Here is a 25,855-nt window from a genome sequence, read left to right on the forward strand (position 1 = left end):
CCAACAGAGGAGACCTTCCATGACCTTCCCGACCCGCCGCGCCGCCCTGCTGGCCGCCACGGGCCTGGCCGCCTTGAGCACGGCCGCTCTCGCCCAGACCACGACGACGACGCCTGCTCCGGCCAAGAAGGAGCAATCGACCCAGGTTCAGGGCGTGACCATCACCGCGCCCGGCTCGCAGGACATGAAAACCTCGATCGACCGCCGCAGCTACAGCCTGGGCAAGGACATCCAGGCCACCACCGGCTCGGTCGCCGACGTGCTGCGCAACGTGCCTTCGGTGCAGGTCGACGTGCAGGGCAATGTCAGCCTGCGTGGCGACGCCAACGTCACCATCATGATCGACGGCAAGCCGTCCGGCATGTTCCGGGGCGAGAACCGCGGCCAGGTGCTGCAGCAGATCCCCGCCAGCCAGTTCGAGCGGGTCGAGGTGATGACCAATCCGTCGGCGGCCTTCAGCCCCGAGGGCACGGCCGGGATCATCAACCTGATCACCAAGCAGCAGCGCGGCGTCGGCACGACCGGCTCGGTCCGCGCCAACCTCGGCACGGGCGGGCGCAAGAACGGCAGCATCACCCTGGCTCGCAACACCAAGAACCTCACCCTGTCAGGTGACGCGGGCTGGCGGCGCGACAAGGCCAAGGGCGAGATCCTGGACGACCGCGAGCGCCTGGACCTCGCCAGCGGCAAGTACGCGACCAGCCAACAGAAGATCAATTTCGCCAGCCGGGGCCAGTCGTACAACGCCCGCGCCGGCGTCGACTATGACCTGGACAAGCAGACCCGGCTCAGCGCCGAGGCCCGCTATAACGACGTGACCTACCAGAGCGACGCCGGCTCGTTCTACGACGGCAAGGACATCAACGGCGTGCCCGACGCCCGCTTCCAGCGCCGCGCCGACGGCGAGATGAAGCGCTCGGTGGCCGGCCTGTCGGGCGACCTGCGCCGCAAGATGTCGGGCCAGGACGAGGAGTTCACGCTGCACACCAGCCTGGAGCGCACCCGCAACCGCCAGACGAGCCTGTCCGACGCCTTCAATCAGCTGCCGGTCGTGTCCAACTTCGTCGAACGCGTGGTTGTCGGCGACGAATTGGTCCAGGGCCGCGTGAAGGCCGACTACAAGAAAACCCTGGCCGGCGGCGCCAAGCTGAACATCGGCTACGAGCTGCAGGTCGACGACAACGACTACGACAACTACGGGGCGCGTGGCCCCAACACCGGCGCGCTGATCGTCGATCCGGCCCTGACCAACCAGTTCCGGTACGATCAGACCGTCCACGCCGCCTACGCCACCTACAGCCGGTCTTTCGGCGACCTGACGGTTATGCCGGGCCTGCGTGTCGAGGAGGTGACCATCGACACCAACCAAGTCACCTCGAGCCTGAAGGACAGCTACGACTACCTGCGCGCCTACCCGTCGCTGCACGTGCAGTACAAGGTCGACGACGCGCGCCAGGTCAACGCCAGCTACAGCCGCCGCATCCAGCGTCCGTCGGCCCAGGACCTGAACCCTTACCGAATCTATCAGGACCCCTACAGCTACCGCCAGGGCGACCCGCGCCTGAAGCCCCAGACCACGGACTCGTTCGAGGTCGCCTACCAGCTGCGCAAGGGCTTCAACTACTATCTTGGCACGCTGTACTGGCGCGAGGCCCGCGACGGGGTGACCGACGTGGTTCGCGACCTGGGCGGCGGCGTGCTGCTGACCACCAAGGCCAACCTCGCCAAGAGCCGCAGCGGCGGGCTGGAGCTGGTCGCTAACGCCCGGCTCTCGCCCAAGGTCTCGTACACGATCAGCGGCAACGCGGCCTGGAACGAGATCGGCGCCACCGACCTGGGCTTCGCCGACAAGCGCTCGGCCTGGACCGTCTCGGGTTACGCGGCGCTGAACGTGCAGGCCACGCCCAAGGATTTCCTGCAGATCAGCGGCTTCGCCATCGGCAAGCGCCTGACGCCGCAGGGCTATCGCGAGCCGACGGGGATGGTGAACCTGGGCTACCGCCACAAGTTCAACGACCGCCTGTCGGGCGTGGTGACGGTGCAGGACGCCCTGAACACCTTCGGCGACAAGCTGGTGATCAATACCGCCGCCCTGAAGGACCGCCGGGCCATGGACCTGGACCTGCGGGCCGTCTTCATCGGCTTCACCTACGGCTTCGGCGGCAAGGGCGTTCCCAATCCCCGCCGCCCGCGCGAGCCGGCCTTCGACTTTGGCGCGCCGGGCGGTGGCGTGGCCCCGATGTAGGACTTGCTACGGTCTCCAGCCCCTCAGCAGGTTGGAGACCGTATAGGCCTTGGCCTGAGACGCGGTCAGCTGGCGCCGCCGCTTGGACGGCTTGCCGGCCCCGGGGCCCTTGCTGGCGTATTCGAACATCCGGGCGTCCTCGGGTTGGTACATGGCCCGGCGTCCGCCCTTCAGATTGTAGTGCATCGGGTACCAGGCTTCCGGGACGATGTGATCGTCCATCCAACACCGGATGAAGGCCGTGTGGCCCACCGCGTCCGGATTGCCGTAGCGCCCGTCCGGGAAGCTCATGGTGTGGCGCCAAGGGCGCCCCAGGGCCATCGTGTGCTTGGGCATGTCGGCGTCGCGCGTCAGGCGGCAGTCCAGGAACACCAGGCCGTAGGGTTGGCGGCGGTCGGTGTCGGGCGCGGCGATAAAGCCGTGGAAGTCCTTGCCCGGCCGCGTGCGCGATCGGATTTCGCAGTGGTCGAACACCGCCACGCCCCGGCCGTAGATGAAGTCGACGCAGCCGCTGACGAAGCAGTTGCGAAACAGGCCGCGCCCGGCGTCGGTGAAGAGGGTGTCCTGCCAGCCGGTCAGAGCCACATCCTCGAAATAGGCGCGGTCCGAGCCTTCGCCCAGCTTCAGCGCCGTGGCCTGGGCCCCGCTGGCGCCGGTGCGGTCGTAGTCGACCTCGGGCGGCATGTTGCGAGGATAGTCGAAGTCGTTGGCGATCGTCAGGCGCTCGGCGCGAAAGCCTGGGGCCAGCACGGTCATGGTCGCGATCTCGGGCGGCCCGCCCGGCCGATTGCGGCCGCCGGCGTACTCGCTGAACACGATGACGCTGGCCGCCCGGCCCTCACCCACCAGGTGGATGTTGGGCTGGCGCACGGTGACTTGCTCGCGCCAGGTCCCCTTGGGAACCAGGATGCGGAATGGTCGGTCGCCGGAAGCCGGCGCGGCGTCCAGCGCCTGGGCCAGGGTGGCGAAGTGCTGGGCGGCGCGCGGATCGGGCTTGGCCGAGAGAATGGCGTCGAAGTGTTTCGGGAAACGCGCGGGCTTGGCCCAGGCCGGCGCGGCGGTCAGGCCCGCGAGGCCTGCCAGCACGACCGACCGACGGTCGGGAAATCTGGACATGGGAAGCCTTGAAAAGAAACGGCGCGGCTCCGAGGGGGCCGCGCCGTGGCGTCTTAGAAGGTGTAGCGGAAGCCGGCGAAGAACTCGCGGCCCGTCTCGTGGTAGAACGACACCAGCTGGCTGCTATCGTAGTATTGGTCCTGCTTCTCGTTGGTCAGGTTGACCGCCTCGAGCGTGAAGGCCAGGTGCTTGTTCCAGGTGTAGGTCAGCGAGGCGTCGAAGTTCAGCGTCGCCTTGGTGCCTTCCACGTCCGAACCGTTACGGCCAGGGATCTGGGTCAGGTACTTGCTGCGATAGGCGGCCGAGACGCGGCTGCTGATCTTCTTGTTCTCGAAGTAGAGCGTGGCGTTGTAGCTGTCCTTCGACAGGTTGGTCAGCGGGCCGATGGCCGCCACCGCGCCGGTCGAGGACAGGTACGTCACGTTCGAGGTCACGTGGGTGTAGTTGCCCAGGAACCCGAACTTGTCGAACGGCGCCGGCAGGAAGGTGAAGGGCTGCTGGTAGTTGATCTCGAAGCCCTTCAGCGGACCACCGGGCGTGTTGACCGAGGTGCTGAACTGCCAGACCGGCAGGCTGGGCGAGCAGCCCGGCGTGGTGCCGCACGCCGCGACCGCCGCGCTGTCGGGCAGGCCGAAGGGGTTCTTGTCGAAGGTCGACAAAGCCGAGGTGTAGCTCTGCACGAAGGTCGAGATGTCCTTGTAGAAGTAGGCGAAGGACAGCAGCGCGCCCGGCTGGAAGTACCACTCGATCGCGGCGTCGGCGGTCTTGGCGCGGTACGGATCCAGGAACGGGTTGCCCGAGGTCACGGTCTTGTTGCTGCCGGTGCCGATGTTCACGCCCGGGGTCAGCGAGCCCAGGTTCGGACGCGACATGACCTTGGCGGCGCCGAAGCGCAGCAGCAGGTCCTCGGTTGGCTCGACGACCACGTTCATGGCCGGCAGCACGTCGGTGTAGGAGCGCGTTGCGGTCGTGGCCGAGATCGTCTGGTAGTTCACGCCGCTGACGCTCGAGGGCACCACGCCGTAGCCGAGGGCTTTCTGGCGGGTCTTCACGTAGCGCACGCCGACGTCGCCGCGCACGGGCACGCCGCCGACGTCGAAGTTGAAGTCGCCCTGGACGTAGCCCGTCGTGTCCCACTCATCGATCGAGTAATTGCTGCCCAAGCTGGGCTCGCGGCCCAGGTTGTAGATCCCGCAGCCTTGGGTGAAGCACGAGTTGCCGAACGGGCTGACCCACACCGTGCCCGGCGTGGTCGTGACCGTCTTGCCGTAGTTCACGTCGTTCATGTGCAGGGCCGCGATGGCCTTCTCCAGGTCGGGGGTGACCCACGAGCTCACATTGCCGTCAGGGATGTTCAGGCTCGAGAAGTCGATCGTCTCGGCATAGGACGAGCGCGGAACATTGCGCAGATCGGCCGACGAGATCGGGTTGATGTTCGCCGTCGTGCCGTTCGAGCGGGCGAAGGCCGTGCTTTCGACGCCATAGGCCTTGTAGGACAGGCCGCCCTTCAGCTTGAAGGCGTCGCTGAAGTCATAGGCGAGGTCGAACTGGGCGGTCTTGTAGCTGTTGTCGACATAGCCCTGGACCATGCGGATCTCGGCCAGGGTCCAGGCGTCGGCGTTCACCGTGTCGCCGGTGCCGTACTTGATCACAGGATAGGCGTCGCCGGCGCTGTAGTCGAAGCTGTAGCCCTGGACGTTGTACTGGTCCCATTGGACCGTGTTCTGGACCGGGTTCGAGAAGGTCGACTTCGAGAAGCCGAGCACGCCCTTGGCCTTGAACTTGTCAGTGATCTGGCGCTCGCCGGCCAGCGTGAACTGGCGGAACTCGGTTTCCAGTTCGTCGTGGCGTTGCTCGGTCTTCAGGTCGACATTGTTCCAGGTCCCCTTGGTCATGACCGAGAGACCCGTGCGTGGCGACGTCACCGTGTAATCGACGACGTCGACCTGATTGATGCCGCACGAGGCCGGCGAGGACGCCGTACAGGCGCCGGCGGTCTGGGGCGTGAAGGTCTCGAGGAAATCCTCGTTACGCTCGCCCTTGAAGTCGGCGTACAGCACGTCGAACGAGACCTGGGTCTTGTCGTCCGGCGCCCACTGTAGCGAGCCGGTCATGCCCAGGCGGTCCTGCTTGTTCTTGTACCAGTCGAAGCGCGGGATGCGGGGGTGCACCGCGCCGTTGGCTTCGGCGCAGGCGGCGGCGTTGGTGGCGCAGGTCACGCCCTTCACGCTGCGGAAGCCCGGGGCGGTGGCCGTACCGGTCTGCCAGCGCACGGTGCTGGTGCCTTCGTCCAGCAGCTCGCGCTTGGAATAGGCGATCGAGAACAGGGCCCCGATCGTGTCGTCCCGCCAGGTGTTCGAGATCAGGGCCGCCATCCGGGGCGAGGCCTTCTCGGCCTGGTCGTTGTAGCCCATCTTGGCCGACGCCGCGAAGTTGAAGCCCCGCTTGTCGAACGGGTGGGCGGTGTTGAGATCGACGGTCGCGCCCAGCGAACCCTCTTCCGTCTCGGCCGAGGCGGTCTTCTGCACCGTGATGCGGTTGAAAAGATCCGAAGCGAAGACGTTGAAGTCGAACGACCGGCTACGGTTGGTTCCGCCCGAGGCGTCGGTGCCCCCCGAGGTCGTCAGGGCTTCCATGCCGTTGATGCGCACGCGGGTGAACTGGGCGCCCAGGCCCCGCACCGAGATCTGACGGCCTTCACCGGCGTCGCGCGAAATGGCGACGCCCGGGATGCGCTGGATGGATTCAGAGAGGTTCAGGTCCGGGAACTTGGCCATGTCCTCGGCATAGATCGCATCCACGGCCGCGGCCGACTGGCGCTTGACGTTCAGGGCCTGCGCCAGGCTGTTGCGGAAACCGGTGACGACCACGGCCTCGACGGTGTCATCGGCTGCGGCGGGCGGCGTGGCCTCTTGAGCGCTGGCGGCGCCGACAGCCAGGACCGAGGCTAGCGTCGCGGCTCCGCAGAACAGGCGAGCGCGCAGATGTGATGCTGGCATTTCCTCATTCCCTCCCAGAACGGTGTTCTTATGACACCGGTATCAATTGCCCACATGCTGCGACTGGTTTCCATGATTTGCAACCCACTGTTCATGGGACTCCGTGACGCGGAGACGCGCGAAAGCCGTTATCGCACAGAGCTCAACGGCAAAAAGCGGAACGAATACCAGGGGCAAGCCCTAGTGTAGCTATCGCGCCACGGGGGAACCAGAAGTCGCTTTTTCAACTCCCCCTTGTCCGATTGCGGCGCCTTTTTGTCGGAAGCGCGTTCTCGAACTCGACGCATTCAGCGTCGCGCAGGGTGTAATGCGTAGGTTTCGGTTCGAGGTCGTCTCGCCTGAACACTTCCCCGATCCGGAAGGCGCGCTGCTGCGTAATCTGGACGAAGCCAAGCGCGAGGCCTGGCGGCTAGGAGCGGCCCTGGTCCGCGATTACCCCGAAGCCTTCGCGAAGCCGGGTCCGTGGCAGATGGTCATTCTGGATGACGCCGGTCACGTGCTGGCCGAGATCGACCTAGAACCGCAGGCGTGCTCGCCCCTTCGTTTCGCCAGCACGCAAGCCCCGTCGCTCCACCCGGGGCAGCGCCTTAGCCCCTGGACCTTCAGCGGCGGCCAGCTTTATCTGCGCCAACGATCGGGCAAGAAGGACCGATAGGGTGTCCAGGTCCCGACGCGAAAAGCCGGCGAAGACGGTTTCGTGGGTCGACGCCAAGCTGGCCAGCACCGCCTCCGCCAGGGCCTTCCCCTCAGGCGTCAGGTCGACGACGACCAGGCGGCGATCCTGGTCTGGGGTCTTGCGCTCGACATAGCCAACATTCACCAGGCCGTCGATCGTGCGTGTCAGCGTGGTGCGGTCGGCGCCGATCACCGCCGCGAGAGCCGTCATCGAGGACAGGCCTTCCTTGTACAGGGCGTCCAGCACCAGCCATTGGCCGAAGATGACGCCATGCTCGCTCAACCGGTCGCTCACGAACAGGCGGCGGGCCTGTTCGGTCTGGAAGAGCAAGCGATTCAGGTCTTCGATATCGAGCGGCAAAATCGGTTCCGGCGTTTGTAGACAAGCTTTCAACGCAAAAACCGGGCTTTCAGATGACGGCGTTCCGCAACATTCTTTAACGAAGTTGCACAGGCGCCATAGCGGGCCGATCCACGAGCCGCCTCGCCGTTTGCCTGAAGCGGCGCCGATCAGCCGTTAAGCGCGCTCCAGCCCACCACCATGATCACCAGCCATCCGCCAAGCAGGCTGCCGACGAAGTTCCGGATCAGCCATTCGCGAGTCTTGTTCAACGCCAACATGCAACGCCCCTGAACGCACTTGAACCCAAGCTGCCAAGTGATTCTATCCACAGGCAAGCAGTCTTCAGGCTTCGGGATAGGCCATGGCCAAAGAAGTTATGTATTCAGGTCAATATCGACAAATGTTAATGATAGATTAAGAAATTAGATAAGTCAGCGGCCCGACTTTACGCCGAGCTTGAGCATAAATTCTCCTTATCCATCAGCAATTTTGACAATTAAAACAAAATTAAATGCGCTGTCCTGCCGCATTACACTGAAACGACGCTCCCGATACCAATTAACTCTGTTGATTTGTAACCCACGGACTTGAGGGGGCGTCCTTGACGTTTGACATCGCCCGCCAGGCCCTGCTCCTGGCTACCGCGGCAGCCTGCTGCCTGCTGACCCAGCCCGCTGAGGCCCAGGTGCTGGAGATCGGCGCCGACGGCGCGGTCACGCGCTTCGAAGGTCCGTCTGTCTTCACGCAGGATGGCGTCCAGACCATCGCGCCCGCGCCTGCCCCGCCAACCGCCGCGCCAGGCGCGGAGGCCGTGCGCGCTCAGATCTCGACCGTCGCCACCGCCTACGCCCTGGACCCCAAGCTGGTCGAGGCCGTGGCCTGGCGCGAAAGCCGCTTCCGTTCCAACGCGCTGTCGAACAAGGGCGCGATCGGCGTCATGCAGCTGATGCCCGGCACCGCTCGCGACCTCGGCGTCGATCCGCACGACCCCGCTCAGAACATCCGCGGCGGCGCGATGTACCTGCGCCGCATGCTTTGGGAGTTCGGAGGCGATGTCCGCCTGGCCCTGGCCGCCTACAACGCCGGTCCCGGCGCTGTCCGCAAGCACGGCGGTGTGCCTCCCTACGCCGAAACCCAAGCCTACGTGACCTCGATCCTCGGCCGCATGTCCTCCATGGGGACCGCGACCGGGGCCGCCCTCGCCGTACCCGCTCTCGGAGCCCCCAACTGATGCGTAAGTTCTTCCAGGCCAAAGCGATCGCCCTGGCGACCGCCCTCACCGCCGCCGCCTCGCAGGCGCACGCCCAGACCGTGCAAGCCGATCCGCGGGGCTCCGGCGCTCTGCTGGCCGGTGTCATGTGGCTGCAAGGCAGTCTGATGGGCAATGTCGCCACCGCCGTGGCCGTCATGGCCGTGGCCGCCGTGGGCTTCATGATGCTGACCGGCCGCCTGAACTGGCGCTACGGCGCGACGGTGATCCTGGGCTGCTTCATCCTGTTCGGCGCCACCACGATCGTCAGCGGCATCCGTGCCGCCTCGGGCGCCGCCTAAGCGATGGCCGCCCCGCTGGATCGCGACGTGGTGTTCGGCGCCCTGACGCGCCCGCAGATGTTCGCGGGCGTGACCTACAGCTACTTCGTGATCAACGGCGTGGTCACCGCTGAACTCTTTCTGATCACCAAGTCGTTCTGGGCCATCGCGGCCGCGCTGGTGATCCACGCGATCGGCTACGCGGCCTGCCTGCGCGAGCCCCGCATCTTCGATCTCTGGCTGACCAAGGTCAGCCGCTGTCCCCGCGTACCCAATTTCCGAGCCTGGCGATGCAACAGCTACAGCGCTTGAACCCGCGTAAAGAGGCCACGGCTGGCAAGCGCCTGCCCTATGCTCGCCATCTCGACGACGTCACGCTCGAGACCCGCGACGGCCTGCTGATGCAGGTGATCCACCTGGCCGGCCTGCCGTTCGAGACGGCCGACAGCGAGGAGCTGAACTACCGCAAGGCCGTGCGCGACGTCATGCTGCGCGGCCTGTCCAGCTCGCGCTTCGCCATCTACCATCACATCGTCCGTCGGCAGGTCGACGCCCGCACCCAAGGCGCCTTCGCCGACGCCTTCAGCGCCGACCTCGACGCGACCTGGAGCGAGCGCCTGTCGGCCCGCAAGCTCTACGTCAACGACCTGTTCCTGACGATCGTCCGCCGACCGTTACAAGGGCATGGCGGCGTCATCGACGGTTTCCTGCGCGCCCTCAAGGGGACTGGCAAGGTCGAGGCCGCCGCCGTCCAGGCCGCCGACCGCCGCGAGCTGGACAGCGCCCGCGACAGCCTGATCTCGGCCCTGGCGCCTTACGGGGCTCGGGTGCTTGGAACCTATGACGGCGCGACTGGCCGCTGCTCCGAGCCGCTGGAGTTCCTGTCCTGTCTCTACAATGGCGAGATGCGCCCGGTGCTGGTTCCGCAAGGCGACGCCGGCGAGTACCTGCCCTATCGCCGCGCCAGCTTTGGCCTGGAGACGCTGGAGCTCTCGCGCGCCGGCGCCCTGGCCCGCGGCTTTGGGACCATGGTCTCGATCAAGGACTACCCGGCCCAGACCACGCCCGGGATGCTGGACGACCTGCTGCGCCTGCCGTGCGAGATGGTCGTCACCCAGAGCTTCGGCTTCGTCGACCGCCAGCCGACTCTGGAGCGCATGAACCTGGCCCTGCGCCGCATGAAGGCCGCCGACGATGACGGCCTGTCCCTGCGCGCCGACCTGACCCGCGCCAAGGATGACGTCGTCTCTGGCCGCGCCGCCTTCGGCGAGCATCACCTGACCGTGCTGGTGCGCGGCGAGACCCTGGAAGGCCTCGACCGCTCGACCGCCGAGGTGATGTCGGCCTTCACCGAGATGGGTGCCATCGCCGTGCGCGAGGACATCAATCTGGAGCCCGCCTTCTGGGCCCAGTTCCCGGGCAACTTCAAGGACATCGCCCGGAAAGCTCTGATCTCGACCGCCAATTTCGCCGGTTTCGCCAGCGGCCACAACTTCCCGGTCGGTCAAGCCGAGAACAACCACTGGGGCCACGCGGTGACCCTGCTGGAGACCACCTCGGCCGGTCCGTATTATTTCAACTTCCACAAGGGCGACCTGGGCAACTTCACGATCATCGGCCCGTCGGGTTCGGGCAAGACCGTGGTGCTGAACTTCCTGCTGGCCCAGGCCCGCAAGTACAATCCGCGCATCGTGTTCTTCGACAAGGACCGCGGCGCGGAGATCTTCCTGCGCGCCATCGGCGGCCGTTACGAGACCCTGCGTCCGGGCCAGCCGACCGGCTTCAACCCGCTGGCCCTGGCCGACACGGCGACCAACCGCAAGTTCCTGACCGAATGGGTCGCCAAGCTGGTCTCGATCCCGGGCGAGGCCCTCTCGGCCGACGACGCCGCGCGGATCAAGGATGCTGTCGACGCCAGCTACGACCAGGTCCCGAACCTGCGTCGCCTGCGCTATTTCGCCGAACTCTTCCGGGGTTCGCGCCGTCCCGACGCCGCCGACCTGGCCGCTCGTCTAGCGTCTTGGCACGGGACCGGCGAGCACGCCTGGCTGTTCGACAACGAGGCCGACGGCCTGGATCTGGACACCCTGACCCTGGGCTTCGACATGACCCAGCTGCTGGACGACCCGGCTCTGCGCACGCCCGCCATGATGTACCTGTTCCACCGCGTGGAGCAGCGCCTGGACGGCCACCCGACCCTGATCGTCATCGACGAGGGCTGGAAGGCCTTGGACGACGACGTGTTCGTGGCCCGTATCCGCGACTGGGAAAAGACCCTGCGAAAGCGCAACGGCGTGGTCGGCTTCGCCACCCAGAGCGCCCAGGACGCCCTGGAAAGCCGCATCGCCAGCGCCATTATCGAACAGGCCGCGACGCAGATCTTCATGGCCAACCCGAAGGCTCAAGCGAAGGACTACTGCGAAGGCTTCGGCCTGACCCAGCACGAGTTCGAGCTGGTGAAGACCCTGCCCGACACCTCGCGCTGTTTCCTGATCAAGCACGGGACCGACAGCGTCGTCGCCCGCCTGAACCTGGCCGGCGAGCCCGAGCTGCTGACCGTGCTGTCGGGCCGCGAGAGCACGGTGCGCAAGCTGGACGCCCTGCGCGAACAGCTGGGCGACGATCCTGCGACCTGGATGCCCAAGCTGGTGAGGGCCGCATGACCGTGGTCGCCTGCGCGCAACTCCCCGTCGACGCCCCGATGGTCCAGGGCCTGATCGGCTCGGTCGACTGCCGGGTCCACGAGCTGGCCATGAACGGCTACGCCGCCCTGGCCGGTCCGGGTTCGCCCGTCGCCCTGCTGCTGACCGGCCTGATGACCCTCTACGTGGTCTTCATCGGCTATCGCCTGATGCTGGGCCGCGGCGGCCTTCGTGTCGGCGACGCCACCCTGTCGGTCCTGAAGATCGGCATCGTCGTGGCCCTGGCCACCAACTGGCCGTTCTTCCAGACCCTGGTCTACGACACCCTGACCAAGGCTCCGGCCGAGGTCGGCGGTCTCCTGCTCGGCCAAGCGGTCCATCCGTTCGCGGGGCTGCAGGACGCCTTCGACGGCCTGCAGAAGTCCGCCACCCTGATGGCCAGTCGCGCCAGTCCCGGCGCCGCGGCGACGCAGGGCGGACCGGGCTTCGGCGCCTTCGCGGTCAATACCGGCGGCATGACGCTGCTGCTGTCGACCCTGGGCGTGCTGCTGGCCTCCAAGGTCGTGCTGGCCATCCTGCTGGCTCTGGCCCCGCTGGTCGCCGGCCTGCTGCTGTTCGAGGCCACGCGCGGCCTGGTCGAGGGCTGGCTTAAGGCGATGATCGCCCTGGCCATGGTCCCGATGGTCGCCGTCCTGACCCTGTCGCTGGAACTGGCCATGCTGGCCCCCTCGCTGAAGGCCCTGGCCGAGGCGCGCGCGGCCCAGCAGTTCGCCGCCTTCGACATTGGCCCGGCCGTGACCGTGCTGGTGCTGAGCCTGGTTTTCGCCCTGGTCATGGTGCTGGCCGTCATCGCCTTGGGCGTCATCGCCGCTGGCCTGCGTCTGCCCCGCGGCCTGGCTGGCGGCGCCTGGAGCGACCAGGCCGCCGCGCCGGAAGCGCCGCGCTACACGACCTCGCAGGTCGAGCCTCTGAGCCGCGCCGCCACCGTCGCCGCCGCGGCTGCCGCCCTCGACCGCCGCGATGTCGCCTCGACCTCGTCCGATCCGATCGGTCCGCGCCTGCTGACGATCGTCTCCGACCGTGGCCAGGCCGCGACCCAGACCGCCTACGCCGCCCCGAGCGCTCCGCTCGGCCAGACCTATCGCCGTACCCCCGCCCCCCGCCGCGCCGCCTCGGGCGCCCGGAGAGACCAGTGACCCTCGCTTACCCCCGCACGCTGCTGGCCGCGCTCGCGCTTGCCTCGGCTCTCGCTGGCCCCGTACTGGCCGCCGACGCCCCGCGCCCCGGCGCCGTCGACCCGCGCATCCGCACCGTGGCCTACGACCCCGACCAGGTCGTGCGCCTGACCGGCTATTTCGGCATCCAGACCATGCTGGAGTTCGCTCCCGACGAGCGGATCGAGAACGTCTCGATCGGCGACGCCCTGGGCTGGCAGGTCACGCCGAACAAGAAGGCCAACCTGCTGTTCCTCAAGCCGCTGGACCGCACGGCCGCCACCAACATGACCGTCGTGACCGACCGTCGCCGTTACGTGTTCGAGCTGGTCGTCGCCGGCCCCAAGGCCACGACCAAGGACCTGGCCTATGTGGTTCGTTTCCTGGTTCCCGCCCCTGCCGTCGTGATGGCCGCGCCCCCTCCGCCGCCGCCCGCCGCGCCTGTGGCCCGCAACGCCAGCTACAGCGTCAAAGGCGACGCCGCCATCCAGCCGACCAAGGTCTTCGACGACGGTGCGGCGACCTACTTCGCCTGGCCGGTACAAGCCGATCTGCCGGCCGTGTTCGTCGTCGGCGCCGACGGTGTCGAGGGCCTGGCCAACGCCGTGGTCCGCGACGGCTATCTGGTCGTCGACCAGCTGGCGCCGAAGTTCGTGCTGCGCTCGGGCAAGTCCAGCCTCACCGTGACCAACGAGGCCGCCCGATGAGCGATCCCCGCCAGTCCGCCCAAGTCCAGGAAGACCTCGCCGCCGCCGACGCCCAGGCGCGGCCTCGGGTCGCCCGCGCCCATGCCGGTCTGCCGACGCCCGTGATCATGGCCGGCTTCGGCGTGCTCGGGGTCGGCGTCTTCCTGTGGATGGCCAGCCACCGCGCCGACGCCCAGCCGCGTCCGCCGCGCAACGCCCCGGCCGTCGCCGCGACCGCCCTCACCGCCCCCGCTGCGCCGCGGGCCGTCATCCCTGGCCCGCAGTTCACCGAGAACAACAGCCTGCCCGCCACCCCGGCCCAGATCGCCGCCATGGCCGCCGAGCCGCTGCCGCCGGTTCCGGCCGTCGATATGGACCAGCGCCGCCGCGCCCCGACCCTGGTGGTCGACTTCGGCGGCGCCCCGGCTTTGATCAAGGCCAATGCCGAAACGACGCCGGCCGCCTCGATGGCGACCAAGGCCGTCGACACCGGCCTAAACCCCGATGAGAAGTTCGCCGACCGCATCGGCGCCAGCGACGCCGAGCCCGCCAAGGCCACGGCCATGCGCGAGTTGGACGCCGTCATTCCGCAGGGCGCGGTGATCCCGGCCGTGATGGAGACGGCGATCAATTCCGATCTGCCGGGCCTGGCCCGCGCCATGGTCGTGCGCGACATCAAGAGCTTCGACGGCTCGACCGTGCTGATCCCGCGCGGCAGCCGCGTCATCGGCCAGTACAAGTCCGGCGTGGCCATGGGCGCCTCGCGCGTCTTCGTGATCTGGACCCGGGTGATCCGCCCCGACGGCGTCTCGATCCAGATCGCGTCGCCCGCTGCCGACCCGCTGGGCCGCGGCGGCCTGGAGGGCAAGGTCGACCGCCACTTCTTCAGCCGCTTCGGCGGCTCGATCCTGATGTCGGTGCTGAACGCCGGCGTGGCCGCGGTTGGCAACGCCCGCTCGACCTCTCAGATCTATATCGGCTCGGCGTCCCAGGCGGCCAGCATGGCCGGCACGGTGATGAAGACCGACCAGGTCGCCCCGACCATCCAGACGCCTCAAGGCGCGCCGGTGACGATCTTCGTGGCCCGCGACCTGGACTTCTCGGGCGTCCGCAAATGACCGCCCACGCACTCAAGCCCCAGGCGTCGAGAATGGGCGTCTATCTGGAGGCGTATCTCGCGCCCCTGGCCCCATGGCTGGCCGATCCGGCGGTGACGGATCTCTACGTCAACCGCCCCGGCGAACTCTGGGTCGAGCGGCTCGGTGGAACCGCTGAACTTGTCGAGGTCCCGGCCCTGGACGAGACGAACCTGTGGCGCCTGGCCCGCCAGGTCGCCAGCCTGTCCAGCCAGGGCGTCAGCCGCGAGCACCCCCTGCTCTCGGCCGTGCTGCCCGACGGCGCGCGGGTGCAGGTCGTGGCCCCGCCGGCGACGCGCGAGGGTCTGGCCCTGGCGATCCGCAAGCACGTGGTCAGCGACCTCAGCCTCACCGACTACGCCAGCAACGGCGCCTTCGCCGGAGTAACGCAGCCCAAGCCCAATTCCGACGCCATCCTGCGCGCCTTCCTGAACGCCGGCGACATCCGCAACTTCCTGGCCGCCGCCGTGCGGGCGGGCAAGAACATCGTCGTCAGCGGCGGCACCTCGACCGGCAAGACCACCTTCCTCAACGCCCTGCTCAAGGAGGTCCCGCTCGACCAGCGCCTGGTGCTGATCGAGGACGCGCCGGAGGTCCGCCTGGTCCACCCCAACGCCGTCGGCCTGGTAGCTGTCCGTGGCGATCAAGGGGAGGCCCGCGTGACGACCGAGGATCTGCTGCAGGCCTCGCTGCGCCTGCGCCCCGACCGGATCATCCTGGGCGAGCTGCGCGGGGCCGAGGCCTTCAGCTTCCTGCGCGCGGTGTCCAGCGGCCATCCCGGCTCGATGACCACCGTCCATGCCGACGATCCGGCCGGCGCGGTCGACCAGCTGGCCCTGATGGCCCTGCAGGCCGGCGCCAACCTGCGGCGCGCCGACGTCGTCGACCATGTCCGGCGCGTCGTCGACATCTTCGTCCAACTTCACCGCCAAAACGGCGTCCGAGCGGTTCGGGAGATCACCTTCCAGGAGCGCTAACCTCCTAACTCTGTTCAGTTTTCAGCTTCAGGCGCGCCGCCCTCGCGGCGCGCCGAGGACCCTGTCATGCGTAAACAGTATTTTGGTTCGGCGGCGGCGCTGAGCTTGACGATCTTTCTCTCGGCCTGTGGCGGCTCCGGTGGCGGGTCAAGCACGGGCGAATCCACTCCGGCGAGCTCGCCCTTGCCCGACACGATCGGCGTCGCGCCCTCGGGTGATATCCTGCCCGACGAGGCCGCGCGCCTGGCCAAACAGGCCAGCTTCGGCCCAACGCCGGAGCTGATCAATCTCATCGTCTCGATGAAATCGGTCCCGGCCTGGCTGGACCTGCAGTTTTCCATGTCGAGCAGCACCTATGCCGACCTGGCCGCCAAGCCGGTGCCCAGCAACTTCTGCTCGGCCCAGTTTCCCGCGGGCGCGGACCTGAACAACTGCAACCGCGACAACTTCTCGGCCACGCCGATGCAGATGCGGTTCTATGCCAACGCCATCGGCAAGGACGACCAGCTGCGCCAGCGCGTGGCCTTCGCCCTGTCGCAGATCGTGGTGGCCTCGGCCGTCGACGTCGGCAACACCGCCGGCCTGGCGACCTTCAACCAGATCCTGCTGGGCAACGCCTTCGGCAACTACCGCGACATTCTCCAGGCCGTCACCCTGAACCCCTACATGGGCGAGTATCTGGACATGGCCGACTCCAACAAGAGTCAGCCCAACGAGAACTATGCCCGCGAACTGATGCAGTTGTTCGCGGTCGGCACCGTCCTCCTAAATCCGGACGGCACGCCACAGACCGACAACACCGGCGCGACGATCGCCACCTACAGCAACACGGACGTCAAGGAAGTGGCCCGTGCCCTTACGGGGTGGACCTATGCCCGCCTCAACAACGCCGCGCTGACCGACAACAGCAAGCGCGACTGGTCCAAGCCGATGGTGATGTACGCCGCGCGGTTCGACACCGGCGCCAAGACCTTCCTAGGCCGAACCGTTCCGGCGGGCGCGACGCAGCAGGCCAATGTCGACGCCGTGGTCGATGCGGCGTTCAACCACCCCAACACCGCGCCCTACATCAGCAAGCGCCTGATCCAGCAGCTGACCCTGGCCAATCCGACCCCGGCCTATGTCGGTCGCGTCGCGGCCGTGTTCGCCAATAATGGCTCGGGGGCGCGCGGCGACATGAAGGCCGTGGTGCGGGCGATCTATCTGGATCCGGAAGCGCGCACCGTCTCGCAACTGCCTGGCAAGGTGAAGGAGCCGGTGCTGTTGGCCACCACGCTGGCGCGCGCCATCGGTTACACGACCGATGGCTACGCCTTCCTCACCCGCGACGCCGGGATGGGCCAGGCGCCGTTCCGCGCCCCATCGGTCTTCAACTTCTATCCCTATGAGTTCCCGCTGCCGCAAGGCGATGGCTTGGTCAGCCCCGTCAGCAAGCTGATGACCACCTCGACGACCATCAGCCGCCACAACTTCCTCTACGACTGGACGGTCGGCGGCGACGCCACGCGCGGCGAGTTCAAGCCGACCCTGGGTCCGACCGGCACGGTCCCCAACTGGGCCAGCTGGGAGGCCTATGGCGCGGACGACGGCAAGATCGTCGACCGGATCAACCTCGTCCTGCTGAACGGCACGATGACCAAGGCCCAACGGCAGTCGGTTCTCACGTCCATGGCCGCCGTCAAGAACAGCAACGCCGCCCTGCAAACCCGCAAACGCGCCCAGGTGGCGCTGTACATCGTGGCGTCCTCGCCGCTCTTCCAAGTCGATCGGTAAGCGTAATGACCGTCTCTCGTCGTGAACTCCTGCGCCTGACCGCCGGCGGCTCGGCCGTCGCCGCCCTGGGCCAGCTCGGCCTCTCCAGCGCTCTGGCGGCCGATACCAGCGGCTATCGCGCCATGGTTGGCGTCTTCCTGTTTGGCGGCAACGACGCCTGGAACATGGTCGTGCCCAATGATGGCCGTTACGCCGACTACGCCAAGCAGCGCGGCTCGGGCATCGCGCTGAAACAGGACACTCTGGTCCCGTTGACCGGCACGGCCTTCGGTCTTCACGGGGCGATGTCCGCCCTCAAAACGGCCTGGAACGAAGGCGCGCTGAGCGCTGTGCTCAACACCGGCACGCTCTTCGCCCCTCTGACCAAGGCGCTCTACACCAGCCGTCCCGACCTACGCCCAGTCAACCTGATGTCCCACGAGGACCAGCAGAACCAGTGGCAAGGCATGCGCACCCGCGCGACCAACAACGACGGCTTCATGGGTCGGATCAACGACCGGGCTCAGGCCGCGTCGTTGCCGCCGCTGATCTCGATCGCCGGCTCCAACCTCTGCCTGATCGGCGACCGCACCGCGCCGTTGATCCTACCGTCCTCGGGTTCGATCGTGCGGAATGGCTACAACGCCACCAGCACCGACGCCGCCGTGAAGGCTCGCCAAGCGGCGCTCGAAGTCTTCGCCGACGGCTCGTCTTACGGCGCGATCACAGACCTGACTGGTAAGGGCATGTCATCGGCCTACGCTCAAGCGGTTCAGGCCAACACGATCATCAGCTCGGCGACCTCGACCGTGGACAAGCACTTCGTCCACCCAACCACCGGTGCGGCCCTGACCTCGGACATCTCACGCCAACTGCTGCGCGCGGCGCGGATGATCGAGGCCCGCGGCACGCTGGGTCACGCCAAGCAGACCTTCTTCGTCAGCCAGGGTGGCTACGACACCCACACCAACGAGCTGGCCAGCCACAACAACCTGTATGGCGACCTCGCCAACGCCTTGGCCGGTTTCTACAACGCCATGAAGGCGCTCGGCCTGCAGGACAACGTCACCGCCTTCACGATGTCGGACTTCGGCCGGGTGTTCAAAGGCAACGCCAGCGGCGGCACCGACCATGCCTGGGGCTCCAACCACCTCGTGATCGGTGGCGCTCTGGCCAACAGCAAGGTCCACGGCCGTTATCCGGATTTGACCTTCGGCGGTCCCGAGGACACCTCCAACGATGGCCGCTGGATCCCGTCGATCGCCACGGAAGAGTATGTCGGGGCCATCGCACAGTGGTACGGCGTCAGCGCCGCCGACATGCCCTACATCTTCCCCAACTGGGCCAATTGGAACGGTGGCGGCCGAGGACCCGTGCCGCTGTTCGGGTGATCGCGTTCGCGGTGGAGGTTCGCGCCTCCACCGCATCAAGCCAAATTCTGTATCGGTCCATAGCGCCTTTGGCTTAGACCGCGACCCAAGCCCTCTCTACCGTGACGATCAACAAGCGGCCTCCCGGAAAGACCCGAGACGAGGCCGCCGCTCGGAGAGGACTTCATGAGCCGAATGTCGCCGACGGAAATGGCCCGCCAGCTCGGCGGCGGCCTGCTGTCGTTTCCCGTCACCCATTTCGATGACCAGCACCAGTTCCTGGAAGCGCCCTACCGTGAGCACTGCGGGTGGATGCTGGAGCGCGAGCTGGCCGGCCTGTTCGCCGCCGGCGGCACGGGCGAGTTCTTCTCGCTGCGCCCCGCGGAAGTCGGCCAGGTGGTTCGCGCCGCCGTCGCCGAGACCAACGGCAAGATCCCGGTCATCGCCGGCTGCGGCTATGGCACCGCCATCGCCACCGACCTGGCCGCTGACGCGGAAGCGGCCGGCGCCGACGGCGTGCTGCTGCTGCCGCCTTTCCTGACCAACGCCACACAGGAAGGCCTGGCCGGTCACATCGAGGCGGTCTGCAAGGCCACCAAGCTGGGCGTCATCGTCTACAATCGCGATAACGCCATCATCAATGAGGACACCCTCGAGAAGCTGTGCGACCGCAATCCGAACCTCGTCGGGTTCAAGGATGGCGTCGGCGACCTGGAGCTGATGATGCGGGTCTATGCCCGCATGGGCGACCGCCTGACCTATATCGGCGGCCTGCCGACGGCCGAGACCTTCGCCCTGCCCTATCTGGAGATGGGCGTGACGACCTATTCGTCGGCCATTTTCAACTTCATGCCGGAATGGGCGCTGGAGTTCTACAAGTCGGTCCGCGCCCGCGACCGCGAGGCGGTGATGGCCGGCCTGCGCGACTTCGTGCTGCCCTACATCACCCTGCGCAATCGCGGCAAAGGCTACGCCGTCTCGATCGTGAAGGCCGGCATGAAGGCCATCGGCCGCGACGCCGGTCCTGTGCGCCTGCCGCTGACCGAACTGACGCCGGCGGAGTTCGGCGAACTGCAGGGCTTGATCGCTCGCGTCAACATCACCGACCAGCGCCGCGCCGCCAACGGCTGAAGCTGAACGGGTCGATGCATCCGACGCATTGACCCGCTTTGCGCCCCCGATGAACGCGTTCACGCCCCTGCCCGGCAAGAAGACATTGGCCATCGGGCCGAACGAGCGTCTAGCTTCGCGCCTCCAGGGTGTCGTCGATGGGCGTTTTCCGATGTTCGAACTGAGCCAGCTGCGCTGCTTCGTCGCCACGGCCGAAGAATTGCATTTCGGGCGCGCCGCCCAGCGGCTGAACATGACCCAGCCGCCGCTGAGCCGGCAGGTTCAGTTGCTCGAGCGGATCCTCGGTGTCGTGCTTCTGGACCGCACCAGCCGTTCGGTGCGGCTGACCCCCGCCGGCCGCGCCTTCCTGCTGGAGGCGCGCCGCATCCTGCGGCTGGCCGAAAGCGCCGCGCTCGCCACCCGCCGCATCGCCAGCGGCGAGGCCGGCCAGATCGCCATCGGCTTTACCGCCGCCTCCGGCTACAACTTCCTGCCCCGGCTGGTGATCCTGTCCAAGGCCCGCCTGCCCAATGCCGACCTGACCCTGCGCGAGATGGTCACCCGCGAGCAGGTCGAGGCCTTGCTGACCGGCCGCATCGACATCGGCCTGGTCCGCCCGCCGATGGAGCGGGTCGAATTCGCCACCGCCCGCGTGTTGTCCGAGCCCCTGGTCGCCGCCCTGCCCACCGGCGACGCGCGCCTGGCCAAGGCGACCTTGAGCCTGGCCGACTTCGACGCCGCACCGCTGATCATGTATTCGCCCGAAGGCGCGGGCTATTTCTACAACATGCTGACGACGCTGTTCGACGCCAATGGCGTGGCCCCGAACTACGTCCAGCACGTCACCCAGATCCACTCGATGCTGGCCCTGGTGCATGCCGGCCTGGGCGCGGCGATCGTGCCCGAAGCCGCCATGAGCCTGCACTTCGACGACGTGCAGTTCCGTCCCGTCCAGACCACGCCCGACCGGCCGGTCGAGCTCTACATGGCCTGGCGCAAGGACAACGAGAGCCCGATCCTGCAGACCTTCATCGACCTATGCCTGGCCGAGGCCTCGCCGTCGGAGCCCGGCGCGCGCTGAAGCGCCGCCTCTCCCTCGGCGGGCCAAGGCCCAACGACAAGACCTTGGGAGAAACCACATGACCCTCGATCGCCGCGCCGTGCTGGCCGGAGCCGCCGCCCTATCCGTCGCCACGAGAGTCAACGCCGGAGGCGTCGCCGCGCCGGTCGCGGTCACAACGGCCGGCCGGGTGCGCGGCGCGCAGGTCGACGGGATCAAGGTGTTCAAGGGTGTCCGCTATGGCGCCGACACGTCTTCGCGGCGGTTCCAACCCGCCGAGGCCGCCCAGCCATGGAAGGGGATAGCCGACGCTCTCGCCTATGGCGCGGCCAGTCCTCAGAGCAAGGCCGACGAGGGGACCAGCGAGGACTGCCTGTTCCTCAATGTCTGGACGCCGGGGATCGCCGACGGGAAGAAGCGGCCAGTGATGGTCTATGTCCACGGCGGCGCCCACGCGAACGGCTCGGGTTCCAGCCCGCTGTACGACGGGACCTGGCTGGCTAAGACCTATGACGTGGTGGTCGTCACCGTGAACCACCGCCTGAACTGCTTCGGCTATGCCTATCTGGCGCGGCTGGGCGGGCCGGAGCTGGCCGACAGCGGCAACGTCGGCAATCTCGACCTGATCCTGGCCTTGCAGTGGGTGCGCGACAACATCGCCGCGTTCGGCGGAGACCCTGGCAACGTCATGACGTTCGGCCAGTCGGGCGGCGGCGGCAAGCTGGTGACCCTGATGGCCATGCCGCGCGCGGCGGGCCTCTACCACAAGGTCGCGACCATGAGCGGCCAGCACGTCACCGCCATGGGGCCGATCCACGCCACCATCCGCGCCAGGGCTTTCATGGAGAAGCTGGGCCTCAAGCCCGACCAGACCGAGGCGCTCAAGACCCTGCCCGCCGCCCAGCTGGTCGCGGCGCTGAAGATGCGCGATCCGTTGGAGCGCAAGGGCAATATCGTCTTCTGGTCGGTGCTGGACCATGGCGTCCTGGCCCGCCACCCGTTCTATCCGGATGCTCCTCGTGAGAGCGGCCACATCCCGATGATCATCGGCAACACTCACGACGAGACCAAGGCCTTCCTGGGTGGCGATCCCAAAAACTTCGCCCTGACCTGGGAGGAGCTGCCGGGCAAGCTGGACAACGAACTGGTGCTCGACATGTCGCCCGAATACCTGGTCGCCAAGTACCGCCAGCTCTATCCGGACTACAGCCCCTCGGACTGCTTCTTCGCCATCACCACGGCGGGGCGCTCGTGGCCGGGCCACCTGATCCAGGCCGAGCAGCGGGCCAGGATCGGCGCGCCGGCGTGGATGTACCAGTTGGACTTCGGGGCCCAGACCGATCCGAAGATGGGCGCCTACCACAGCTACGACATCGCCTTGGTGTTCGGCACGTTGGACGCCGAGGGTTCGAAGACCGGCACTGGGCCAGCGGCCCAGAAGGTGCGCGATCAGATGAGCGGCGCCTTCGTCAACTTCGCGCGCACCGGCGATCCCAACGGCGCGGCGATCCCGGCCTGGGAGCCGTACACCCTGCCCCGCCGCCCAACCCTGGTGATCAACGAGACCTCGAAGATGGTCGACGATCCGCGCAAGGAAGAACGCGAGCTGTTCTCGGCCGCGCCGTTCCTGAAAGAAGGGACCTAGCGGAGGGCCACAGGCTTGGAGAACGCCGAGCTCGCGCCGGCCGCCGTTGTGGTCGTGGCGGTGATCGCCGAGCCGGCCGCCGCGCCATCGACCACACCGGCGAATTCGGCGTTACCGACGCCGTCAGTGATGGCCTGGATGGCGCCCAGATAACGCTCGCCCTCGGCGGTCCCAGCCTTGCCGGCGAAGACCTCGACGGTGACCAGGCTGACCGGCGGCCCTTGCAGCACGCCCTTCACCGACAGCTTGCCGGCGGCCAGGCGCACGGCCGAGACGCTGGGCGGGGCTAGGCCGAACTGCGCTTGCGGATGGCAGTTGGCGGGATCGTCCTGGTTCAGGCAAATCACCGCCGCGCCGGCCTTGTCGAACACCACGCCCATGCCTCGCGAGCCGACGAAGCTGCCGTGCTCCAGGCCCGGCGGGCCGATGACGATGCCGCCCCGGGCCATCTTCGGATCGCACGAGCCGCCCGCCGAGCAGCGCATGATGGGCAAGCCGTTGCCGGCGATGCTGTTCTGGCTGATCCGGTTGACGGCCACCTTGGCTTCCGGCCGCACGGCGATGCCTATGCCATTGCCGCGGATCTCGTTGCCCACGACCATATTGCCAGCGCCCGTCAGGCTGATCCCGAAGGCGTTGGCCTCGAAGGTGTTCGCGCCGACGTAGTTGCGCGCGCCCCAGTTCGACTGCAGGCCGTCGGAGTAGCGGACAAAGCGATTGCGCACGACGGTGTTGTCGTTGCCCCACAGGATCTCGATGCCCTGCGAGGGTTCCAGATTGTCGGTTCCGCCATCGAAGAGGTTGTCGGCGATCAGGTTGAAGGCCGCGCCGCGCGTCAGCTCCAGACCGTCGCCGTTCTCCAGGAAGGTGTTGCGCAGCACCTTGTTGTCCAGGGTCGTGTTCGAGGTCGAGCCGCCCTTGCCGTCGTCGCCGCTGAGCATGACGCCCGCGCCGCCGATGTTGCGGACGATGCGGTTGTCGACGACCACCGCGTTGGAGGTCCGCAGGATCAGCACGCCGATGCAGAAGTTGCGGATCTCCAGACCCCGCAAGGTCACGCCCTTGGTGTCGACCAGGGCGAAGCCGGGATTGCTGGCGGTGCGGACATTCGTGCCGTACTGGCCCGGCACCATGCCGGGGCAGGACTTCAGGTCGCGCGGAAGGTAGCCCGAACCATCCACCACGTTGTGGCCGCCCGAGCGGGCGAAGGCCCGGCCCTCGATCGCGACCGGACCCTTGATCGGCGGCAGCGCCGATTTCAGCACGATGGTCGAAGCGGCGATCTCGATGCGATAGCGGCCGGGCTCGGCGTTGCTGGTCGTGATCGCCCAGCGCAGCGAGCCTCGCGCCTCGTCATCGGCCTCGCGGTCGACCAGCAGCAGCGTGGTCTCGGAACCCGTGGCGGCCGGCCCGCCGGCGGCCACCGCCGCGATCGGCTTCGGATCCGCCGCTTGAGCCAAGGCCAGCGCCAGCATCATGCCGATCATCGATCTCTCCTCACGAAACTAGGCCCTGTCCCAGGGGAAGCTCAGGGTCGGAGCGTTCGTATAGCGCTTCATCTTCAGCGTCATCCGCGCGCCAGCGCCGGGCGCCAGGCGCAGCGTGAATGCCGACGAGTCGACCACCGTCGCTGCCCCCTCGCCCACCACCGCGCTCAGGATCTGGTGCTCGGCATAGGCGCCGCCCTGCACGGTCACGGTGCGGGCGCCGACCTGGTTGGTGTTGACCAGGGTCACCACGGTCTCGTCCTCGCCGAGTTTCTCGACCAGGGCGGCTACGTCCTGCGGGATGCCGGCGCGACGGCGCTCGGGGTCGAACCAGCGCAGGCGCGCATACCGCAGCGCCCCGCCCTGCGACGGCGAGGTCCCCGACCAGGCCGGCCGGGCGATGTTGATGCCGCCTTCCATCAGGTGGATGAGCGCGGTGACACTGGCCGGAGTGATGTCCAGGGTGGCGTCCGCCAGGCGGGTGTCGGGCGAGGTATTGTCGTCGCGTTGGGCCTGAGCCTTGGCCCGGACCCGCTCCAGGTCCTTGCGCAGCGCGGCCACCGGATAGCCGGCGTCCTTGCCTTCCAGGTACGAGACCCATGGATGGTCGGCGGCGCGGGCCCGGTCGCTCGGCTTCTGCGACATGTACCAGATCTCGAGCCCGTTCAGCCGGTACTCGCCGGGCGCATAGCCGTACCAGCCCTTGGGGCCGTACATGCGCGGGGTCATGACCTTGCCGTCGACGGTCTTCTTCTGGGCGTTGATCACGTCGTTCTGGCGACGCCAGACATCCAGATACTTGTCGTCGCCGGTCAGCAGATAGGCGTTGAGAAAGCCGACCACCGCGCGCGGCACGCGGTTGCGGTCCTCGCGTTTGCCGGTCTGCGGCACGACGGGCGAGAAGCCCCAGCCGTAGGTCCCGCTCCACCACTGGCCTTTGGGCCCGCCGATCTTGCCATCCAGGCCGACCTTGCTGGGCAGGACGTCGCCATTGGCCTTGGCGCGCTCGATCCAGGCGTCGACGTAACTGACGATCCAATCGCGGTACTTCGGCTCGTGGTCCAGCATGTAGGCGTTCAAAACGAGGCTGGTGGCCTGCAGGTTCAGCGGCGCGTCGCCGACCACGTCGCCGTATTCGTCGTAGTGGTGCAGGGTCTGCTCGTAGGTGTTCTCGCCGTGCTCCATGAAGAAATGGGTCGGGTCGAACCGATCGCCGGCCCAGTCCAGCGGCGTGGCCGGGCGCAGCAGCGGCCCCTTGCTGCCAGTGATCATGCTGCGGATGATCTTCAGCTTGGGATCGTAATTGGGGACCGCCTTGTCCTCGCCGGTATAGAAGCCCGAGAAGCGCTTGACCCGGTCGCGATAGCGCGGGTCATGCGGGTCCGACAGGCCCAGCAGGTTGAACACCGACAGCCCCTCGGACAGGTGCTGCCAGTCGGTCATGACCGGGAATTCGCGGAAGTACATGCCTTCACGCGCGAAGGGCACTTCGACGGTCTTGGCCGCCGTGTACTGGGCGACATTGCCCTCGAAGGCCTTCTTGGCCATGGCCAGGACCTGGTCGCCCGCGCCCAAGGCGTGGAGCGTGGGCCAGTCGTTGACGTTCTCGATGGCGTCGTCGGGACCGTCGTTGGCGCCCCAGCGCTCGACCGCCAGCAGATAGCCGCGATCGTCGAAATAGCGGGCGAAGAAGGCTTCGCAGGCTTCCTCGTTGGCCTTCAGCAGCGCGCGTTGCAGCAACGCCCACTCGGGCGGCGCCATCGGCGTGGCGACCGTCACGATCGGTGCAGCGGAAGCAGGACGCGCCAGGGCGGCGAAAACCAGGGCCGAGGCGCCGGCCAGGACGGAACGTCGGGTCGTCATGTCGC

The 25,855-nt window shown here is 67.5% G+C and carries 19 protein-coding genes and 1 pseudogene; 15 read left to right on the plus strand and 5 right to left on the minus strand.

What is annotated here, in order from left to right; genetic code table 11:
- Positions 1-19: 19 nt before the first annotated feature.
- Positions 20-2,245 carry a TonB-dependent receptor domain-containing protein gene (locus tag ACW173_RS22520; RefSeq protein ID WP_492082275.1) on the plus strand — a complete coding sequence of 742 codons (2,226 nt, stop codon included), beginning with the start codon at positions 20-22 and terminating at the stop codon, positions 2,243-2,245.
- 6 nt (positions 2,246-2,251) lie between these two features.
- Here ACW173_RS22520 and ACW173_RS22525 read toward each other — a convergent pair whose 3' ends face one another.
- Together ACW173_RS22525 and ACW173_RS22530 are read right to left on the minus strand one after the other, a co-directional pair.
- A complete protein-coding gene (locus ACW173_RS22525) occupies positions 2,252-3,361 on the minus strand; it encodes a pectinesterase family protein (protein WP_492082276.1) in 1,110 nt (369 codons plus the stop codon).
- Between the two features lie 53 nt (positions 3,362-3,414).
- The gene (locus ACW173_RS22530) at positions 3,415-6,360 is read right to left on the minus strand and encodes a TonB-dependent receptor (RefSeq protein ID WP_492082277.1); all 2,946 of its coding nucleotides are present in this window, start codon (positions 6,358-6,360) and stop codon (positions 3,415-3,417) included.
- Between the two features lie 307 nt (positions 6,361-6,667).
- Between ACW173_RS22530 and ACW173_RS22535 the strand changes: the two are divergent.
- Positions 6,668-6,865, plus strand: a pseudogene (locus ACW173_RS22535) (DUF6894 family protein); the annotation flags it as partial.
- Positions 6,866-6,874: 9 nt separating this feature from the next.
- Here the strand turns inward: ACW173_RS22535 and ACW173_RS22540 are convergent.
- Complete coding sequence (locus ACW173_RS22540; RefSeq protein WP_492082278.1) at positions 6,875-7,396, minus strand: MarR family winged helix-turn-helix transcriptional regulator; 522 nt, start codon at positions 7,394-7,396, stop codon at positions 6,875-6,877.
- 583 nt (positions 7,397-7,979) lie between these two features.
- Here ACW173_RS22540 and ACW173_RS22545 point away from each other — a divergent pair.
- From ACW173_RS22545 to ACW173_RS22605, 13 genes are all read left to right on the plus strand, one after another.
- The gene (locus tag ACW173_RS22545; RefSeq protein ID WP_492082280.1) at positions 7,980-8,609 is read left to right on the plus strand and encodes a lytic transglycosylase domain-containing protein; all 630 of its coding nucleotides are present in this window, start codon (positions 7,980-7,982) and stop codon (positions 8,607-8,609) included.
- Positions 8,609-8,929, plus strand: a complete 321-nt coding sequence (locus ACW173_RS22550) for a TrbC/VirB2 family protein (protein WP_492082282.1) — start codon at positions 8,609-8,611, stop codon at positions 8,927-8,929. Before ACW173_RS22545 ends, ACW173_RS22550 begins: the two co-directional genes overlap by 1 nt.
- A 3-nt stretch (positions 8,930-8,932) precedes the next feature.
- Positions 8,933-9,220, plus strand: a complete 288-nt coding sequence (locus ACW173_RS22555; protein ID WP_056045755.1) for a VirB3 family type IV secretion system protein — start codon at positions 8,933-8,935, stop codon at positions 9,218-9,220.
- Entirely contained in the window at positions 9,199-11,571 is a 2,373-nt protein-coding gene (locus ACW173_RS22560) for a VirB4 family type IV secretion/conjugal transfer ATPase (RefSeq protein WP_492082284.1), read from the plus strand. Before ACW173_RS22555 ends, ACW173_RS22560 begins: the two co-directional genes overlap by 22 nt.
- Positions 11,568-12,746 carry a TrbL/VirB6 family protein gene (locus tag ACW173_RS22565; protein ID WP_492082286.1) on the plus strand — a complete coding sequence of 393 codons (1,179 nt, stop codon included), beginning with the start codon at positions 11,568-11,570 and terminating at the stop codon, positions 12,744-12,746. The genes ACW173_RS22560 and ACW173_RS22565 overlap by 4 nt, the downstream gene beginning before the upstream one ends.
- The gene (locus tag ACW173_RS22570) at positions 12,743-13,471 is read left to right on the plus strand and encodes a TrbG/VirB9 family P-type conjugative transfer protein (protein WP_492082288.1); all 729 of its coding nucleotides are present in this window, start codon (positions 12,743-12,745) and stop codon (positions 13,469-13,471) included. Before ACW173_RS22565 ends, ACW173_RS22570 begins: the two co-directional genes overlap by 4 nt.
- Positions 13,468-14,568 carry a TrbI/VirB10 family protein gene (locus tag ACW173_RS22575; RefSeq protein ID WP_492082289.1) on the plus strand — a complete coding sequence of 367 codons (1,101 nt, stop codon included), beginning with the start codon at positions 13,468-13,470 and terminating at the stop codon, positions 14,566-14,568. Before ACW173_RS22570 ends, ACW173_RS22575 begins: the two co-directional genes overlap by 4 nt.
- Positions 14,565-15,563 (plus strand): P-type DNA transfer ATPase VirB11, encoded by a 999-nt coding sequence (virB11, locus tag ACW173_RS22580; RefSeq protein WP_492082291.1) that lies wholly within the window; start codon positions 14,565-14,567, stop codon positions 15,561-15,563. Before ACW173_RS22575 ends, virB11 begins: the two co-directional genes overlap by 4 nt.
- Before the next feature lie 183 nt (positions 15,564-15,746).
- Complete coding sequence (locus tag ACW173_RS22585; RefSeq protein ID WP_492082292.1) at positions 15,747-17,336, plus strand: DUF1800 domain-containing protein; 1,590 nt, start codon at positions 15,747-15,749, stop codon at positions 17,334-17,336.
- Between the two features lie 5 nt (positions 17,337-17,341).
- Positions 17,342-18,706 (plus strand): DUF1501 domain-containing protein, encoded by a 1,365-nt coding sequence (locus ACW173_RS22590; RefSeq protein ID WP_492082293.1) that lies wholly within the window; start codon positions 17,342-17,344, stop codon positions 18,704-18,706.
- A gap of 165 nt (positions 18,707-18,871) precedes the next feature.
- Positions 18,872-19,816 carry a 5-dehydro-4-deoxyglucarate dehydratase gene (gene kdgD, locus ACW173_RS22595; RefSeq protein WP_492082294.1) on the plus strand — a complete coding sequence of 315 codons (945 nt, stop codon included), beginning with the start codon at positions 18,872-18,874 and terminating at the stop codon, positions 19,814-19,816.
- A gap of 49 nt (positions 19,817-19,865) precedes the next feature.
- A complete protein-coding gene (locus tag ACW173_RS22600) occupies positions 19,866-20,876 on the plus strand; it encodes a LysR substrate-binding domain-containing protein (protein ID WP_492082296.1) in 1,011 nt (336 codons plus the stop codon).
- A 58-nt stretch (positions 20,877-20,934) separates the two neighbouring features.
- On the plus strand, positions 20,935-22,500 hold the full coding sequence (locus ACW173_RS22605) for a carboxylesterase/lipase family protein (protein WP_492082297.1): 1,566 nt from the start codon (positions 20,935-20,937) through the stop codon (positions 22,498-22,500).
- Here the strand turns inward: ACW173_RS22605 and ACW173_RS22610 are convergent.
- On the minus strand, positions 22,497-23,987 hold the full coding sequence (locus tag ACW173_RS22610) for a right-handed parallel beta-helix repeat-containing protein (protein WP_492082299.1): 1,491 nt from the start codon (positions 23,985-23,987) through the stop codon (positions 22,497-22,499). The genes ACW173_RS22605 and ACW173_RS22610 overlap by 4 nt on opposite strands.
- An 18-nt stretch (positions 23,988-24,005) precedes the next feature.
- Complete coding sequence (locus ACW173_RS22615; RefSeq protein ID WP_492082301.1) at positions 24,006-25,850, minus strand: DUF8034 domain-containing protein; 1,845 nt, start codon at positions 25,848-25,850, stop codon at positions 24,006-24,008.
- Between the last annotated feature and the right edge of the window lie 5 nt (positions 25,851-25,855).

The organism is Caulobacter sp. ALps2 (assembly GCF_058681635.1).

What these genes read in the sequence shown, in the direction of transcription:
- ACW173_RS22600 (WP_492082296.1), top strand. Translation starts at nt 19,866, where the DNA reads ATGAACGCGTTCACGCCCCTGCCCGGCAAGAAGACATTGGCCATCGGG.
- ACW173_RS22610 (WP_492082299.1), bottom strand. Translation starts at nt 23,987, where the DNA reads ATGATCGGCATGATGCTGGCGCTGGCCTTGGCTCAAGCGGCGGATCCG.
- ACW173_RS22560 (WP_492082284.1), top strand. Translation starts at nt 9,199, where the DNA reads ATGCAACAGCTACAGCGCTTGAACCCGCGTAAAGAGGCCACGGCTGGC.
- ACW173_RS22525 (WP_492082276.1), bottom strand. Translation starts at nt 3,361, where the DNA reads ATGTCCAGATTTCCCGACCGTCGGTCGGTCGTGCTGGCAGGCCTCGCG.
- virB11 (WP_492082291.1), top strand. Translation starts at nt 14,565, where the DNA reads ATGACCGCCCACGCACTCAAGCCCCAGGCGTCGAGAATGGGCGTCTAT.
- ACW173_RS22590 (WP_492082293.1), top strand. Translation starts at nt 17,342, where the DNA reads ATGACCGTCTCTCGTCGTGAACTCCTGCGCCTGACCGCCGGCGGCTCG.
- ACW173_RS22530 (WP_492082277.1), bottom strand. Translation starts at nt 6,360, where the DNA reads ATGCCAGCATCACATCTGCGCGCTCGCCTGTTCTGCGGAGCCGCGACG.
- ACW173_RS22575 (WP_492082289.1), top strand. Translation starts at nt 13,468, where the DNA reads ATGAGCGATCCCCGCCAGTCCGCCCAAGTCCAGGAAGACCTCGCCGCC.
- ACW173_RS22520 (WP_492082275.1), top strand. Translation starts at nt 20, where the DNA reads ATGACCTTCCCGACCCGCCGCGCCGCCCTGCTGGCCGCCACGGGCCTG.
- ACW173_RS22615 (WP_492082301.1), bottom strand. Translation starts at nt 25,850, where the DNA reads ATGACGACCCGACGTTCCGTCCTGGCCGGCGCCTCGGCCCTGGTTTTC.
- kdgD (WP_492082294.1), top strand. Translation starts at nt 18,872, where the DNA reads ATGAGCCGAATGTCGCCGACGGAAATGGCCCGCCAGCTCGGCGGCGGC.
- ACW173_RS22555 (WP_056045755.1), top strand. Translation starts at nt 8,933, where the DNA reads ATGGCCGCCCCGCTGGATCGCGACGTGGTGTTCGGCGCCCTGACGCGC.
- ACW173_RS22565 (WP_492082286.1), top strand. Translation starts at nt 11,568, where the DNA reads ATGACCGTGGTCGCCTGCGCGCAACTCCCCGTCGACGCCCCGATGGTC.
- ACW173_RS22550 (WP_492082282.1), top strand. Translation starts at nt 8,609, where the DNA reads ATGCGTAAGTTCTTCCAGGCCAAAGCGATCGCCCTGGCGACCGCCCTC.
- ACW173_RS22605 (WP_492082297.1), top strand. Translation starts at nt 20,935, where the DNA reads ATGACCCTCGATCGCCGCGCCGTGCTGGCCGGAGCCGCCGCCCTATCC.